Source organism: Bacillus sp. EB106-02-03-XG38 (assembly GCF_058792175.1).
This window is the reverse complement of record NZ_JBYTED010000001.1, coordinates 1,367,767-1,383,364: the sequence shown is the minus strand read 5'-3', so window position 1 is coordinate 1,383,364 and position 15,598 is coordinate 1,367,767. Positions and strand designations below refer to the sequence as shown.

General features: G+C 31.8%; 12 protein-coding genes. 8 read left to right on the top strand and 4 right to left on the bottom strand.

What is annotated here, in order from left to right; translation table 11 throughout:
- The first annotated feature begins 178 nt into the window (after positions 1-178).
- Positions 179-1,555 carry a lytic polysaccharide monooxygenase gene (locus AC3WTI_RS07040; protein ID WP_097840787.1) on the top strand — a complete coding sequence of 459 codons (1,377 nt, stop codon included), beginning with the start codon at positions 179-181 and terminating at the stop codon, positions 1,553-1,555.
- Between the two features lie 193 nt (positions 1,556-1,748).
- Here AC3WTI_RS07040 and AC3WTI_RS07035 read toward each other — a convergent pair whose 3' ends face one another.
- The 4 genes from AC3WTI_RS07035 to AC3WTI_RS07020 all read right to left on the bottom strand — a co-directional run bounded on the left by AC3WTI_RS07035 (position 1,749) and on the right by AC3WTI_RS07020 (position 6,354).
- Positions 1,749-3,158, bottom strand: coding sequence for a phosphatidylinositol-specific phospholipase C (locus tag AC3WTI_RS07035; RefSeq protein WP_492304348.1), 1,410 nt, complete (start codon positions 3,156-3,158; stop codon positions 1,749-1,751).
- A 409-nt stretch (positions 3,159-3,567) separates the two neighbouring features.
- Positions 3,568-4,137 (bottom strand): hypothetical protein, encoded by a 570-nt coding sequence (locus AC3WTI_RS07030; protein ID WP_063222323.1) that lies wholly within the window; start codon positions 4,135-4,137, stop codon positions 3,568-3,570.
- A gap of 626 nt (positions 4,138-4,763) precedes the next feature.
- Complete coding sequence (locus AC3WTI_RS07025) at positions 4,764-5,084, bottom strand: hypothetical protein (protein ID WP_256930975.1); 321 nt, start codon at positions 5,082-5,084, stop codon at positions 4,764-4,766.
- 280 nt (positions 5,085-5,364) lie between these two features.
- Positions 5,365-6,354, bottom strand: coding sequence for a LacI family DNA-binding transcriptional regulator (locus tag AC3WTI_RS07020; RefSeq protein ID WP_000256373.1), 990 nt, complete (start codon positions 6,352-6,354; stop codon positions 5,365-5,367).
- 98 nt (positions 6,355-6,452) lie between these two features.
- On the opposite strand from AC3WTI_RS07020, the gene AC3WTI_RS07015 reads away from it, so the two are divergent.
- The 7 genes from AC3WTI_RS07015 to tnpB all read left to right on the top strand — a co-directional run bounded on the left by AC3WTI_RS07015 (position 6,453) and on the right by tnpB (position 15,457).
- A complete protein-coding gene (locus AC3WTI_RS07015) occupies positions 6,453-7,778 on the top strand; it encodes a DegT/DnrJ/EryC1/StrS aminotransferase family protein (protein ID WP_097840785.1) in 1,326 nt (441 codons plus the stop codon).
- Positions 7,765-8,625, top strand: coding sequence for an HAD-IIB family hydrolase (locus AC3WTI_RS07010; RefSeq protein WP_097840784.1), 861 nt, complete (start codon positions 7,765-7,767; stop codon positions 8,623-8,625). The genes AC3WTI_RS07015 and AC3WTI_RS07010 overlap by 14 nt, the downstream gene beginning before the upstream one ends.
- A gap of 17 nt (positions 8,626-8,642) precedes the next feature.
- A complete protein-coding gene (locus AC3WTI_RS07005) occupies positions 8,643-9,692 on the top strand; it encodes a Gfo/Idh/MocA family protein (RefSeq protein ID WP_087956675.1) in 1,050 nt (349 codons plus the stop codon).
- Between the two features lie 74 nt (positions 9,693-9,766).
- Positions 9,767-10,969, top strand: a complete 1,203-nt coding sequence (locus AC3WTI_RS07000; protein ID WP_097840783.1) for an MFS transporter — start codon at positions 9,767-9,769, stop codon at positions 10,967-10,969.
- A 227-nt stretch (positions 10,970-11,196) separates the two neighbouring features.
- Positions 11,197-11,412, top strand: a complete 216-nt coding sequence (locus tag AC3WTI_RS06995) for a DUF2164 family protein (protein ID WP_000403246.1) — start codon at positions 11,197-11,199, stop codon at positions 11,410-11,412.
- Positions 11,413-11,803: 391 nt separating this feature from the next.
- The gene (locus tag AC3WTI_RS06990) at positions 11,804-13,786 is read left to right on the top strand and encodes a serine hydrolase domain-containing protein (RefSeq protein WP_097840793.1); all 1,983 of its coding nucleotides are present in this window, start codon (positions 11,804-11,806) and stop codon (positions 13,784-13,786) included.
- Between the two features lie 549 nt (positions 13,787-14,335).
- A complete protein-coding gene (tnpB, locus tag AC3WTI_RS06985) occupies positions 14,336-15,457 on the top strand; it encodes an IS200/IS605 family element RNA-guided endonuclease TnpB (RefSeq protein WP_097840782.1) in 1,122 nt (373 codons plus the stop codon).
- The last annotated feature ends 141 nt before the right edge of the window (positions 15,458-15,598 follow it).

Here is a 15,598-nt window from a genome sequence, read left to right as displayed (position 1 = left end):
TTAATACATAATGTTACAAAATAGACTTATTGTATTTATTTTATTTTTATATGAGATTAAAAATAATAATAAACGTACCAATGTATGAGAGATATTAGTATATTTAATAGCAATTTGTTCGTTTATCTCTATATTGCTATTATATTAGCGATAACAATAATATATTGGGGGGACAAGAATGAATTTAAAATTAACATCTAAATTTGAAGGATTAAGAAAAAGTAAAAAAGGAATTGGTGCCTGTATTTTAGCTGCAGGAGTGACGGCTATTACAATGATACCTCAAAGTGCGTATGCACATGGATTTGTTGAAAAGCCAAGCAGTCGTGCTGCCTTATGTAGTCAGAATTATGGAGCATTGAATTTAAATTGTGGAAATATAATGTACGAACCTCAAAGCCTAGAAGCACCTAAAGGATTCCCAGATGGTGGACCGATTGATGGAAAAATCGCTTCGGCAGGAGGACTGTTTGGAGGGATTCTTGACCAACAAACATCAAATCGCTGGTTCAAAAATACGATTAAGGGTGGAGCAAATACATTTACATGGAAATATACAGCTGCACATCTTACAAGTAAATGGCATTACTACATTACAAAAAAGGGATGGGATCCTAATAAACCATTAACACGTGCTGAATTAGAACCAATTGGAACAGTGAAACATGATGGTTCTGCCGCATCAAATAATTTAACACATACAATTAATGTACCAACTGATCGAAATGGTTATCATGTTATTTTAGCTGTATGGGATGTAGCAGATACATCGAATGCGTTTTATAATGTAATTGATGTAAATCTAGTAAATAATGAAACTCCCGATACAGTAGCTCCAAGTCAACCAACTGGATTAAATGCGTCTAAAGTTACTGCAAATAGTGTTGCACTAACATGGAAGGCTTCTACGGATAATATAGGTGTAAAGGAATATCAAGTGTTACGCAATGGGGAAGTAATTGATACGGTACCAGGTACAACATTTATTGATAAAAAACTAAAAGCAAACACGGAATATACCTATACAATAAAGGCGTTAGACTCTGCTGGAAACATATCAAAAGAAAGTGAAGAACTAAAGGTTAAGACAACAAGTGAAATCCCAGATATAGAAGCTCCGACTCAACCGAAAGGCTTACATAGTATGAGTACAACAGCAACAACTGTTGACTTGATGTGGAGTCCGTCTGAAGATAATGTAGGCGTAGACCATTATATTGTATATAGAGAAAGCGCTGGAGTTATGAATAAAATTGGGACAACGGATAACACATCCTTTATGGATAAAGAATTGAAGGCTAATACATCGTATAAATATGTAGTGACGGCGGTTGATTTAGCTGGAAATGAATCTAGTAGAAGTGATATTTTGAATGTAACAACAAAGTCAGAGGATTCCACATATGAAAAATGGGATGCAAGAAAAGCATATATAAAAGGTGATAGAGTGGTACATGAGGGAAAAGTGTATGAAGCAGTTCAAGATTATCAAGGCAATGGTGACACAAATTGGATTTTTGCCCTATCGCTTTGGAAGCCAGTTTTGAATAAATGATAAGTGGAAAATGTAGTTAACATTTTTGGGTTTTTCTTTGAAAGTAAAGGGGCGTTCCAAATATAAATTCCTGAATGGTTTAAATAATATGTTAATAAATTTAATCACCATCCTAATGTTTACAAAATGAAATCAGAAAAGAATCCCAATGGTATTCCATCAAAAAGGAACTCTAATGGGATTCTTTTATTTTCTAATTTGTAATAGCGTATATTTTCAAAGTGAATTTGCTAGTGGCACCAATTGGACTTGCGATATAATATTTAGTATTTGAGTAAGCCTCAGTCCTAGATTCATGTGAAATATTTTTCCAACGAATAGAATCGGTACCTAAGGAAACATCAATCATTACATGGAAAGAGATAGTAGAAGGATGATCTTTCTCTGAAGGCTCAATAACCCATTTTAATTCTTTAGTTCCTACAGGTAAATTATCAATTTTAAAGTTTTGACTAGAACGATTTTGTTGTCCAGATAAAGGACTAGATTCGGATGGGATTTGCGAAATTAATATCTCTTTTTCATTCGAATGTACACCATTTAATTTAATGATACTATCAATTAAACCTGGCCCAGGAAAATCAGCTGCGATAATACCAGAATGTCTAACTCTACCTTGTTGTAAGAGTTCGGTCCCAAGTGTATTCATCCCACCATAATATACTTGCCCATTTCTATCGCGGGGGAAATCACTCCACGCATTAGTGTAATTCGTTTGAATCAACTTAGGGCTACTATCAGTATTTCTATTCTCTTTTCCGCTTGCAACAAACCAAGGATATACATTATTTAAAAATGCGGCTGCGCCACCCGTACCACTAAAATGGTTAAGATTTATTTTTCCATTATTAAAGTTAGTATTTGCACTTTGTAGATGAGTTTTTATCGCATTCCATTTTTTATATATTTCGTCTGGTCCGCTTCCAATTTCAAATTTATCTTGTATATTCAAACTATCGTAATCAATACCGTATAATTGAGAGGATGCAAAGTTTTGTAAGACTACAATTTTACCTCGGATATCTCCTAAAGTAGGGTTGTTTCTGTCTATAGCTGGTACGGAATTAGGATCCCAAAAATATGAAGCATTAACGTTTTTATATTTTAAAAATATTTCCTCAAATGATGGAGATCCACTTTCAGGTGTAGTTTCTTCTTTTAAGCGCATTAAAATTGTTTCAGTCGGATAATCTTTTAAAAATTGAATTGCATCTTTTAATACATCTTCAAACACTGCTTTTTGATTTACAATGCCATGGTACATTGCAAAAGAATCTTTTACACGTTTAACGCGCATATCTACATATCGAATTCCAGAATTTAATTGTTGGGGTAAACTCATAGTTTGATTTCTTGTCAAATTTTCATCAAGAAAACTTGCACCATGTAAAGCCATTGTGCCATGAGTTCCCGGAATAGATATTTCACTTAATTTTGTTGAATCTGCTACTTCTGACATCCACGATGGGTTTTGATAACCTAGATTGGGTTCATAGGAATAACCTGGATGACTATCAGCTAAAATAGTTGATGGTGTACCTAAACTTGCTAGTGTAAAACAAGTGAGAATGCTAATTTTAAAGGAATTTTTTATTTTGTTCATTTTATCTCTCCTGACCTTTACATAATAGCTATAATAAGATGGTTTTTGACTATATTTATTGTTTTCTATTCCTAATGTAATGAATTTTTGTAATTGAAAAAGGGGTAATGAGCTAACTTGAGATATTATAAATTTACTGTAATGAATTGTATCTAATAGCCAAAACGATTCTTAAAGAATAGTAGCATAAAAAGGTGAAAAATAAGCTTTTTGCTGTATTGTATACAAACAAAACAGAAGCCTTAAAAAGACTTCTATTTTGTGACATATTATGAATGATAAGGTGTTTAACAAATTAAGATAATGTGAGTGAGCGGTAAAAATCTATTTATAGCTGTTTCAGGCATTTCTTATAACAAGGCTATTCAGGAAAAGTGGTCCCTACAATGCTAATAAAAATTAAAACATACTATTCATTAAAACTTAGACTAACTACAGTTGCAATAGATTGGGCTGCATGTTCCCAGCTTCCATCTATAACTTTACCAATCTGCTGCCCAAGTGTATTTAAATCATTTGGATTAACTGGAATTCCATTATACGCAGCAAGAATTGATAAAAGTGGAGCAGCAAATGGTGTCCAACCACCTCTATCAATATTAAATACAGGCTTATCTACTACTTTTCCATCTTGCACAGTAAACTCATAATAAAATTGATCATCTGGACGGAAACTTAAATGATGAGAAATTTGTCCCTTAACATATTTTTTTCCTCCACCTAGATTTACTACTTCTATTTCTTTTACATTAAATTCATGCTCAAATACTTTTATTTTTTTGACTTCCGGACCATTTAAGGCAGCATTAACAGCTGTTTCTAAATTATTTTGTGCTAATGGTTGAATAGTCATTTGTGCCTCTTTTTGTTGGATAGGAGCCTCTTTTTCTGCAGCAAACACTGATGTAGTAGGTAGTGCGCCTGTAGCTAATGTAGCTGCAAGTGCTGTTGTCATCATGATTTTTCTTTTCATCTTCATAGTTTTTCTCCCTCTCTTAAAGTTTTGATATATAATCTTTTAAAGACTGACATTGTGCAATATTTTATTTCATAATGCACAAAAAATGGTTTAAGAATTATGTCAGAGAATTAAAATTAATTATATATGTATTTAAGATGATATCTATCTACACATATTTTTTCAATTTTTAGACAAATTTTATAGTAATGACTTCTTAAGGGTCAATTTTGTACCTTGTTTTATCTATAGAAATCTTATAAATAAACTAATTTTATAGTGAATGTAATATATTTGATATCAAATGTCTTACATAATGCTATAAAATTTCACAATTTTTTATTTTAAAGAATGGAGCAATAGGGATTCTCATTGCAAGGGATACGGGAATAGCTTAATCAATTAGAGTTTGAAAGAATTCTTTTCTTAGGATTCCCTCACCTCTAAATGAAGTGAAAGAGGGGGTAGTTCAAAATAATGAGAAAGAATCAAAGTTATGATGTATTGAAAGAAAAGAGAAAAGAGAAAAGAGAAAAGAGAAAGGAGCGTAATAATTTTCCGAACCGGGGTTAAATGTCAAAGGTTCGAAATAATCTTCTAAACTTTGAAATAACAGGTGAAAATAATAAGCACTCACGTAGAAGTGCTTATTCAAATTCGATTTCTGTTTTACCATCTGATGTGAAGTATCTTATGGTTGTTTTGTCGGATTCTTGCAAGCCACTCTGTGCAACGGCGTCTTTTAACTTTGTTCTCGTTCTGTAGCCGAAATTTTTCCGTAAGCCTTCGTCAGCATTTGACAATGCTGTTTTGTCAACGAAAACATATAAGACATACAAGTTATTTTCTTTATTTAATTCAACCGCTGTTACAGTACCACCGAAATATTCTATAATCTCCTTAGTTCTACGTTCAATACTTTTCGTCATTCGTGTCTGCTCATCTTTTGGTTGTTCTGTTTTCACCATCTAAATACTATTAATTTTAATATATAAATATTAGCATAAAATGAAATTTGTTGCTGAATATGGAGTGATATGTAATGCTCGCCGTGGGTATAAATTATGTGGCGTCACCTATTGTAACAGTTAAAATGTTAGTACTTATCTTTCTTAATAACATTATATATTTGACTGCGTGAAAAGCATTTTAATGGATTGTTTTAGCTTAATATAAAAAGAGGACGCATTATTATTTACGTCCTCTTTTTATATATTAGATAAATTACAGCAGAAACTTTTGTTTTAATTATGTTGATTCACGAATAATTAAGTTTGTAGGATATTCAATAATTTTACGTTTAATAGATTCATCTGTATTTATATATAGTAGTATCTCGTTAACAGTACGTTTACTCAGTTCAACAATTGGAATATCAATAGTACTAATTGTTGGGGTTGTAACTGTACAAATTAATTGATTATCATAACCACAAACAGCTAAGTCAGTTGGAATAGAATACCCTTTAATAGTAGCTCCTTTAATGACTCCAGCAGCAACTTGATCATTTCCAGTAAATAATGCAGTAGGTTTATCTTTTAATTTATCTAGCTTCTCAAAAATTTTAAATCCATCATTAATAGTAATTGCATCTCCAAATAGCCAATTTTTATTGAATGGTAATTGTTTTTCTTTTAAGGCATGCAGATAACCTTGTTGGCGTTTTAATTGTGCTTGACTATTAAGAGAGTCAAAACAAAAGCCAATTTTTTTATGACCTTTGCTTATTAAATGTTTAACAGCTTTGTATCCAGCTTCAAATTCATCGTAACAAATTATCGGAATAGGTGCATTTTCCTCATACTCATTACAAAGTATTATGGGCCCATATGCTAAATAATGTTCTATATTTTCCCAACTATTTTCTAGGGATGCGAGAATTACACCATCTACAGCTTTATTCTTTAGTAATGAAAGTAATTCAAGCTCTATTTTTTTCTCATAAAAAGTCTGATAAATTAGCAATTTGTAATTGTGTTTTAATAATTCTTTAGAAATTTCTCTAGCTAATTTTCCGAAAAAGGGATGATCTATATTTGGAATTGATAGAGCAATGGTTTGTGTCTTATTTATCCTAAGATTCCTAGCAATAGCACTAGGAGTATAGTTGAATTCTTGCATTACTTTTATTATTTTCTCACGTTTTTCTGAATTTACATAAGGATGATTATTTAGAACTCTTGAAACCGTAGCATTTGATACATTACATAATTTAGCTATTTCATTAATTGTTACCATAGAGAAACCCTCCGTAAAAAATATGTTGACATGTAATCGATAACATAAAATATAGTCTACTCATGATTTTCAAAATAATTTCTTAGAGGTGATTTAACGTGAAAACTCTTACTACAATTTCTGGACATAGTAAAGACAATTTAGCTTTATTAAAGTGCCTACAGGGGGAAACAAAAGAAAAAGAATTTGAAATTAGTAATATATTACCGAATCACAAGATGAAAGAGAAATTATTTCGGGAAAACAAATTGAAAATAGATATTGATATAGAAAAAGATATTTTCAATTATAGCAGAAAAAATATACAGAAAATAGAATTTATGCCAGTTAATCGGTTGATTTCTCAAGATGAGGTTGAAAAAATTATTGGAGTTTTAAAAGATGTTTTACCAACAGGTCAATTTACAAGTGGACCATTTTCAAAAAAGCTAGAAGAAGTAATCGGAAGTTATTTAAATAAAAAGTTTGTAATTGCAACAAGCAGTGGTACAGATGCCCTTATGGTGTCATTGTTATCTATTGGTATTCAGCCGGGAGATGAAGTAATTATGCCAGCTAATAGTTTTGCTGCTACTGAAAATGCTGTGTTAGCGGTCGGAGCAAAACCGATATTTGTAGATATCGATCAGAAGAGTTATTGTATTGATCCATCTAAAATCGAAGAAGCTATCACCAAAAAAACTAAATGCATTTTACCTGTACATTTGTATGGTAAGCAGTGTGAAATGAAAAAAATTCGTGAAATCGCGGATATATATCAATTAAGAGTTATTGAAGATGCATGTCAAGCTATTGGTTCTTCAAATCTTGGAGAATATGGAGATATTATTGTCCTTAGTTTTAATCCATATAAGAATTTTGGTGTATGTGGTAAGGCTGGGGCAATAGTTACTAATAATGAAACTCTTGCAATACGTTGCAATCAATATAGTTATCATGGATTTGAAATTGATACAAAAAATAAAAAAGTATTAGACTTTGGATTCAATTCTAAAATTGATAATTTGCAAGCAGCTATTGGTTTGGAAAGAATTAAGTATTTATCATACAACAATTTAAAAAGAGCGTATTTAGCTCAACGATATATTCGTGAGTTAAAGGATTTAGAGGATAGAGAATTAATAAAGCTACCTATTATGACAGAAGATAATGTCTGGCACCTTTTCCCGATTAGAGTTGAAAATGGAAGAAGAGACGAGTTGAAAAATAAATTGTACCAATTGTATAACATTGAAACAGATATTTATTATCCGGTATTATCTCATAAACAAAATACTAACTGGATAAAGGAAAATTATCTGCAAAAAAATATGTTTAATACAGAGCAAGTTCATAAAGAAATATTACATCTACCTTTACATCCAAATATGATGTTAGAAGAGCAAAATTTCGTTCTGGAGGGATTATTCAATGTCAATAAGTAATGAAGTTTTACAGTCTTTAAATTTCAAAAGATTACCACAAGTTAAAAAGCCTAAGTATGTAGTGTTCTGTGATTTTGATGAAACTTATTATCCTCATAACATGGATGATTCTAAAAGAAGCAATATGAAATTGTTAGAAAAGTATTTGTATGAACAAGGAAGTAAAGGGGATTTAGTAATTGGTTGGGTAACGGGAAGTAGTTTAGAATCAATTGTTGAAAAAATGAAAAAGGGTGGTATACAGTATTTTCCTCATTTTGTGGCGAGTGGATTAGGTACAGAAATAACGTACTTTGATAGTAATGGGACTACTATAGATGATCAAATTTGGGAAGAGAGAATTATAGAGGGTGGTTTTGATTCTTTGAAGATTGAAAGAATTATTAAATTGCTAGAAATGAAATATGAAATTTTTTTAAGACCTCAGACACAATTAGGAAGTTCTAAGTACAAATTTAATTTTTATTATGAAGAGCAAAATGAATTTATTGATACAAAGAATTTAGAAAAGATAGAAGAAATCGGAGAGATATTCCAAGTTGGAGTTAATATTAACAAATGTAACCCATTAGCTGGTGACCCAGAAAATTGCTATGATGTAGATTTTATTCCACTTGGAACAGGTAAAGATGAGATAGTGAAGTTTATTTTAGACAAGTACGAACTAGATAAAATAAATGCCATTGCTTTTGGAGATAGTGGGAATGATTTAAGGATGCTACAAGCTGTAAGGCATGGCTATTTAGTAGAAAATGCAACAGAAGAGGCTAAAAAAATACACTCAATGTTAGCTCAAGGTGAATACTCGATTGGAATTTTAAATACTCTAAAGCACATTATTAATTAAAAGGAGATGTTCATTTAATGAATATTGGGATTATTGGTGCAGGAAGTATTGCAAGAGCTCATTCTAGAGCATTATCAACTGTTGATAGTTGTAAATTAGTTGGAGTGTATGATGTTAATAATGATAATGCCCAAAAGTTGGTAGGGGATTTTGGCGGGAAGGTTTTTAATAGCTATGAAGAGTTACTTGAAGTAGTTGATGGGGTAATAATATCTTCCCCGAATTTTTGTCATAGATCTCAAGCAGTTCAAGCGTTATTAAAAAACAAACATGTGTTATGTGAAAAGCCTATGGCAATTTCTTGTGAAGAGGCAAAATACATGATGACAATAGCAAAAAATACTAATTTAGTCGCTTCAATGGGGTTTAACTATCGCTACCTATCTTACGTTAAGGCTTTGAAACAACTCATTCAAAATGAAGAATTAGGGGAAATAGTAGTGGTAAGGTTGCATTTTAAAAAAAATAGCGCTTTTAGGAGAACTTCCTTTACTTGGCGAGATGATTCTCAAAGTAATAGAACTAGTGGGGCCTTGGGAGATTTAGGAATTCATCTAATAGATTTATTATGGTTTTTATTTGAGAGTGATTTTAGAGAGGATACTGTTCGAACTAAAATTAAAACAAATGTTAAGGAAAAAGAAAGTAAACCAGTTTTTGTTGATGACTATGCTGAGGTTTATGGCCAATTGAATAATAAGGTTTTTGTTAATATTACAACATCTAAAAGTTCATTTCTTGACGATTGTGGTTTTAGTATAGAGGTAATAGGAACGAAGAAAGAATATAAGTACTCTTCTAAAGAGCCAAATAAATATATACTCTTTGACGGATTGGAAAAACATGAAATCCCTTTACCGTTACCTTTACTAGTCGATCCAGAAAATGAGATTTTTGAATGGTCTGATTCTTTTAGGAGTGAAATTATAGAATGGGCTAAGGCTGCGGAAGGTGGGCCGAATATGTCTGTAGCAACATTTGAAGATGGATTTCGTTCACAAGTTATATTGGATATGTTTTTTGATAAAAGCAGTAGTAATAAAGAACGATCTGTAGCAACTATTTAGTTTTATGGTAAAAACAGGGGTTTAGAACTTTTACTTAAATCCCTGTTTTTATTTTGGATTGGAGTTGAGAAAAGATGCGGTTAATATTTTATTATGGTTGCTTGTTTTATTTTATTGTAGGGATCATACATGTTTGTATCGGTAGTTTAATTCCTTCATTAATACAATATTACGGAAGAACTCCTGATCAATTAGGTGTTTTAATATTTTTTCAATTTACGGGTTTTTTATTTGGTGTTCTAAGTTCACCTATACTAGTAAGAAAGTATCATTATTTTAAAACAATAACATTAGGTGTTTTAGTAATGTCCATCGTTCTAGGAGGTTTTATATATATAAAAGAATGGGCATATTTAGCTGTTATTTGTTTTGTATTAGGCTATGGAGCAGGTTTGTTAGAAACTACGGTGGGTTCCTTTATTATTTCAGTAGAAAGGAATAGTGCTGCTAAATTTAGCATTCTCGAAGTATGGTTTGGGGTTGGGGCGCTAGGGTTTCCGTTACTAGTTAATTATATTATAAAATTTTATGAATGGTATTTTATTCTTTATGGGATATTACTATTCTTTATTTTTACACTATTTGTTTGGTACATGTTTGGACGTACAAAATTTCTAAATTTTTCTCCTCAAAATAATGAAAAGGGAGGAGCATCCCTTTCCTCATTCACTCTGAAATTTAAAAGTGAAAAGATTACAGTTATATTATTTATTTCACTTTTTGCATTCTTATACGCAGGCATAGAAACTAATCTTGCAAATTTTTTATCTACAATCATGATTCTTACCAATAATGAATTAATCAGTTCAGTAAGTATATCTTGTTTTTGGCTAGCAATAGTTATAGGAAGAATACTTGTAGGTAAGCTAGCCCATAAATTTAATTATTGGAAATACATTACATCTAGTTGCTTTACATTAGTGATTCTTTTATCTCTATTTCCCTTTGTTCGAGGTACAGGTATGTATTTGTTTATCATCTTCATTATTGGTTTAGTCATAGCGGGTGTTTTTCCAATAACATTAATCTTAGCTTCCCGTATTATGGAAAATAATATCGATCAAGTGACTAGTCTATTTATCGCATCGGCCAGTTTAGGGGGGGCACTAGTATCTTTCTTAATTAGCTGGAGTCTATCATTAAATACTATAACTGTTACTTTTGGGATATTTTCACTTTTTGCATTGAGTCTAGGCTGTATTATTTTAAAAATGAGGAAAATTGCAACTTACGGTAACGAAAGTGCCAAAAAGGTAGAAAGTATGAAAAATTTATAGAAAAAATTTTTATAATATGAAAAAGTTAATTTTATTGGGAATACCTAAAAAAGTTGATAAAGTTAAAAATTCTGTATTTGGGCTTTGTTTTATATATTGTGCTGTGTAATATATAAAACAGAGATACTTCAAAAATAAAAATGATATGCAACAGTGACCAGTTCTCAGGTAATAAAAAGTTATTTTAATTAGCTTTTCAGATTAATCTAAGAGGGGTTTGTTATCGAATGGAGATAAAGATTAGTAAAAAGGATAAGATTGATATCTCTAAAAAATTAAAGTCTTTTTTGGCTGAACAATATTCACTGGAATTGGGTGAATACATAAGCTATGAGTTACTTGAATTCATAATAAAGGAATTAAATCCACATTTTAATCAAGTTACTAGGGATAGGTTGGAAACGTTGTTAAAGAATATAGAGAAAGATATATACAGTCAATAGACTTTAAATGGAAATTGAAAAACTAAGGTATCATTTTAGATAGCTTAATACCTAGTAAGAATAGAATAATTAAAGCGTCACAAGACACCCATCCAATTTTATTAATGATAAAGGATGGGTGTTTTCATTATATAGGATATTAGGGAAGACCTGTCGATGAAAGTCTATACTAAAGACTGTCTTGCATTTTTGTATGCTAAATCATTTTGTATAACTAAGAACTAATTATATATAGACTAATTCCTCAGACGAACAGTTAAAAAGACGGAATAGAAGAAAAATTAGAAAAAATAACTACATAATGGTAGAATATGGTTGATTAACAGGTAGCTGATTAATCAATAAATCTAGTATTAAAGGGGGAATTAATTTGGGGAATAGGAACAAAAGAATGAAAAATTATTTTCAAAGGTTAATAGCTGTAAGTGTTTGTTTTTTGTTATTTTTTCTGGGGAGCAATTATTCAAAAGCCGAAACTGTTGCACCTATAACATTAAATCCTAAAGAGGTAGAAGCATTCACCAATAAAGTAATTCCAGAGAAAATGAAAAAAGAAAATGCAGCTGGTGTAGCTCTTGTCGTTGTAAAGGATAATCAAATTCTATTTCAAAAGGGATTCGGATTTTCCGATAAAGAAAAGAATACTCCCATCGATCCTAAAAAAACAGTTTTTCGATTAGCATCAATATCAAAAGTTTTTACTGCTAGTGCTGTCATGCAGTTAGTTGAACAAGGAAAAATTGATTTAAATAAAGATATAGTAAATTATATGGGGGGATTAAAATACCAAAATAACATGAGTGAAGCAGTTACAATGGAGCATTTACTTACCCATACAACAGGGTTTGATTACGTAGATCCTAGACCCGAGGACATCCATTATCAAGATAATGATTATACAATGCTTAAAGATTATGTAGAAGATAATATGCCCACAGTAGTGAGAAAGCCAGGAGATACATATACATATGATAATTTTGCTTCTATGCTTCAAGGGTATATTGTTCAAAATCTGACAAACACACCTTTTTACAAATATATGGCCAAAAATGTTTTTTACCCTTTAGAAATGCATAATAGTAGTTTTGTTATGACAAATTTTATTAAAGAAAAGTTAGCAACAGGATATGATGCTAAAGGCAATGCCATCCCATTTTATCAGACAAGGCCAACAGACATGCCACAAGGCAGTATGTTTTCTACAGGAAGTGATGTAGCCAATTTTATGATTGCTCAATTGAATGATGGTAAATTTAAAAATAACCAAATACTACAAAAAGAAACTGTAGAAGATATGCAAAAAACAAAATTTGCGTTACATCCCAAATACCCTAATATGACATATGGGTTTGAATTCTTTTCACCGCAAAGTCATAACGGGCAATATGTGTTTGGGAAAGGTGGAAATATACCAGGTTTTTCATCTTTAATGTGGTTAATTCCAGAGCATAAAATTGGAGTTTTTGTTGTTACAAATAAAGATAGTTCAGCACTTCCTGTTGAAGTGTTTGATGATTTTATGAATCATTATTTCCCAGATAAAACAAAGCCTGAATATTTAAACCCTAATGAAGAAGAATTAAAGAAATTTGAAGGGGTTTACCGTGATTTGAGATTAAAAAACCTAATGTCACATGTAAACATAAGTGAAGGAAAATTATATGTAAGTGATAAAGCATATGGTAAACAGGAGCTAAAACAAATAGACCCTTTACTATTTGAGGACGAAAAAGGGAATTATATGGCGTTTAAACTTCACAAAGATGGTACCGTGAAAGAAATGATACATTGGAACTCTGGTAGTTCAGCGGTGAAGCTAAGTGAGCCTGAGAGATTTAAAGACGTAGATGAAAATCATCCATATGCTAAGTTTATAAATCCTTTACATCAATACGAGGTATTACAAGCAAATAAGGAGGGGAATTTCACTCCAGAATCTTCTCTTACACGAGCAGAATTTGCATATTGGTTATCTCAAATTGCTTACTTTACGCCACCTTCAAAAAAAGAACCAGTGTTTTCTGATGTGAAAAATCATCCATATGCACCACATATTCAAAAGTTATATGAAATTGGTATTTTATATGAAAAAGAAGGGAAACAATTCCATCCAGACCGTGCAATTACTAGACAAGAAGCAGCATGGGTTACCTGGCAGTATTTAAAAATGTTAGGAGCGCCATCTGCAGATGCAACATTAAAGGGAGAAACTGATGATTGGGCAATAGAGTCCGTAAAAAACATTGTAGGTCATCGTTTAGTAGGGCCTGAGGTTATATATAATGAAGATGGATCAGCAGATTATCTATCGAAACAAAGTATGAAACGACAAGAGGCAGCTGCATTGTTATTTTACGTTTTGTTATCTAGTTAATTTGTTTTGAGGTAAATTTCACAAAAAGAAAAAATCTAAAGAGATTGAAATAATACACAGAAAAAGAATAGTCTTCGACCAATGATTTATCGTAACAAACAGGGGTGGATGAGTTATAACCATACTCCAAATCTTAAGTAGAGCTGTTATTAGAAGAGTGTCTTAAGTGTTTTGTCATGTAAGGAGCTCCTTTCAGGGGAGCTTTTTTATTTTATTATTAATAATTTCATGTACCGTAATTATTAATAATAAAATAAAAATCTACAACAAGGAGATTCAATTCAAGTTAGATAAAACTAGGTCACAGTAATACATTGGTTACCAACAAATAGGATGCATAAAAAATTGTGATTATCTTTTTTATCATTTTAGCCAAGAAGACTCCTTCCTCAAGGAACGCGAAGTGAGTAGGTGGGAGATGAATTGGCTTCGAACAAGGGATGGCAGGAAGCCATCCTAATTGTTCGACATACATAAAGTGTTACTTCACTATCTATCGAATGTATGTTTGGTGTATAATGGTCATATACCGAAATGGAGGTGAATCAAATGATAATTAATAAATCCTTTAGGTTTCGTATCTATCCAAATCAAGCACAAACAATTCTAATTAATAAAACAATAGGTTGTTCTCGCTTTGTATTCAATCATTTCCTATCCCTATGGGATCACGCATATAAAGAAACTGGAAAAGGTTTAACATATGGTACATGCTCTGCCAAACTTCCTGCCATGAAGAAAGAGTTTGTTTGGCTCAAAGAAGTGGATAGTATTGCTATACAGTCGTCTGTTCGCAACCTTGCGGATGCGTATACACGCTTTTTCAAAAAACAAAATAGCGCTCCGCGCTTTAAATCTAAGAAAAATAACGTACAATCTTATACCACAAAACAAACAAATGAAAACATTGCCGTTGTAGGAAACAGGGTAAAGTTGCCGAAACTAGGTCTTGTTCGATTTGCCAAAAGTCGTGAAATAACGGGACGTATTGTAAATGCGACTGTTAGACGAAACCCTTCTGGCAGATATTTTGTGTCACTATTAGTTGAAACAGAAGTACAAGAATTTCCGAAAACACATTCTTACATTGGAATAGATGTAGGACTAAAAGATTTCGCTATTTTATCAGATGGAACACTCTATAAAAATCCGAAGTTTTTCCGATTATTAGAAGATAAGTTGGCGAAAGCACAGCGTGTTCTTTCTAGAAGAATGAAAGGATCTTCTCGCTGGAATAAACAGCGAGTAAAGGTAGCTAGAATTCATGAATACATATCAAATGCTAGAAAAGATTACTTAGACAAAATCTCAACCGAAATCATCAAAAGCCACGATGTTATCGGTATAGAGGATTTGCAAGTATCGAATATGTTAAAGAATCATAAATTAGCAAAAGCAATTAGTGAGGTATCCTGGTCACAGTTTCGAACCATGTTGGAATATAAAGCAAAATGGTATGGCAAACAAGTCATTGTTTTATCGAAAACATTTGCTTCCAGCCAATTATGTTCTTGTTGTGGATATCAAAACAAAGATGTTAAAAATCTAAACCTACGTAAATGGGACTGTCCTTCTTGTCGTACACACCATGATAGGGATATTAACGCAAGTATCAATATAAAGAATGAAGCAATAAGACTTCTAACCGCAGGGACTGCGGGGTTAGCCTAATCAATTAGAGTTCGATAGAACTCTTTACTTAGGAATCCCTCACTTCTAAACGAAGTGAAAGTGGGGGTAGTTCAATTAGACGGCCTCTAATCCTTCAATAAGGTGATTAGGATACTGTCAGATAATATACATATAGCAATG

What these genes read in the sequence shown, in the direction of transcription:
- tnpB (WP_097840782.1), top strand. Translation starts at nt 14,336, where the DNA reads ATGATAATTAATAAATCCTTTAGGTTTCGTATCTATCCAAATCAAGCA.
- AC3WTI_RS07010 (WP_097840784.1), top strand. Translation starts at nt 7,765, where the DNA reads ATGTCAATAAGTAATGAAGTTTTACAGTCTTTAAATTTCAAAAGATTA.
- AC3WTI_RS07030 (WP_063222323.1), bottom strand. Translation starts at nt 4,137, where the DNA reads ATGAAGATGAAAAGAAAAATCATGATGACAACAGCACTTGCAGCTACA.
- AC3WTI_RS07035 (WP_492304348.1), bottom strand. Translation starts at nt 3,158, where the DNA reads ATGAACAAAATAAAAAATTCCTTTAAAATTAGCATTCTCACTTGTTTT.
- AC3WTI_RS07000 (WP_097840783.1), top strand. Translation starts at nt 9,767, where the DNA reads ATGCGGTTAATATTTTATTATGGTTGCTTGTTTTATTTTATTGTAGGG.
- AC3WTI_RS07020 (WP_000256373.1), bottom strand. Translation starts at nt 6,354, where the DNA reads ATGGTAACAATTAATGAAATAGCTAAATTATGTAATGTATCAAATGCT.
- AC3WTI_RS06995 (WP_000403246.1), top strand. Translation starts at nt 11,197, where the DNA reads ATGGAGATAAAGATTAGTAAAAAGGATAAGATTGATATCTCTAAAAAA.
- AC3WTI_RS07040 (WP_097840787.1), top strand. Translation starts at nt 179, where the DNA reads ATGAATTTAAAATTAACATCTAAATTTGAAGGATTAAGAAAAAGTAAA.
- AC3WTI_RS07025 (WP_256930975.1), bottom strand. Translation starts at nt 5,084, where the DNA reads ATGGTGAAAACAGAACAACCAAAAGATGAGCAGACACGAATGACGAAA.
- AC3WTI_RS06990 (WP_097840793.1), top strand. Translation starts at nt 11,804, where the DNA reads ATGAAAAATTATTTTCAAAGGTTAATAGCTGTAAGTGTTTGTTTTTTG.
- AC3WTI_RS07005 (WP_087956675.1), top strand. Translation starts at nt 8,643, where the DNA reads ATGAATATTGGGATTATTGGTGCAGGAAGTATTGCAAGAGCTCATTCT.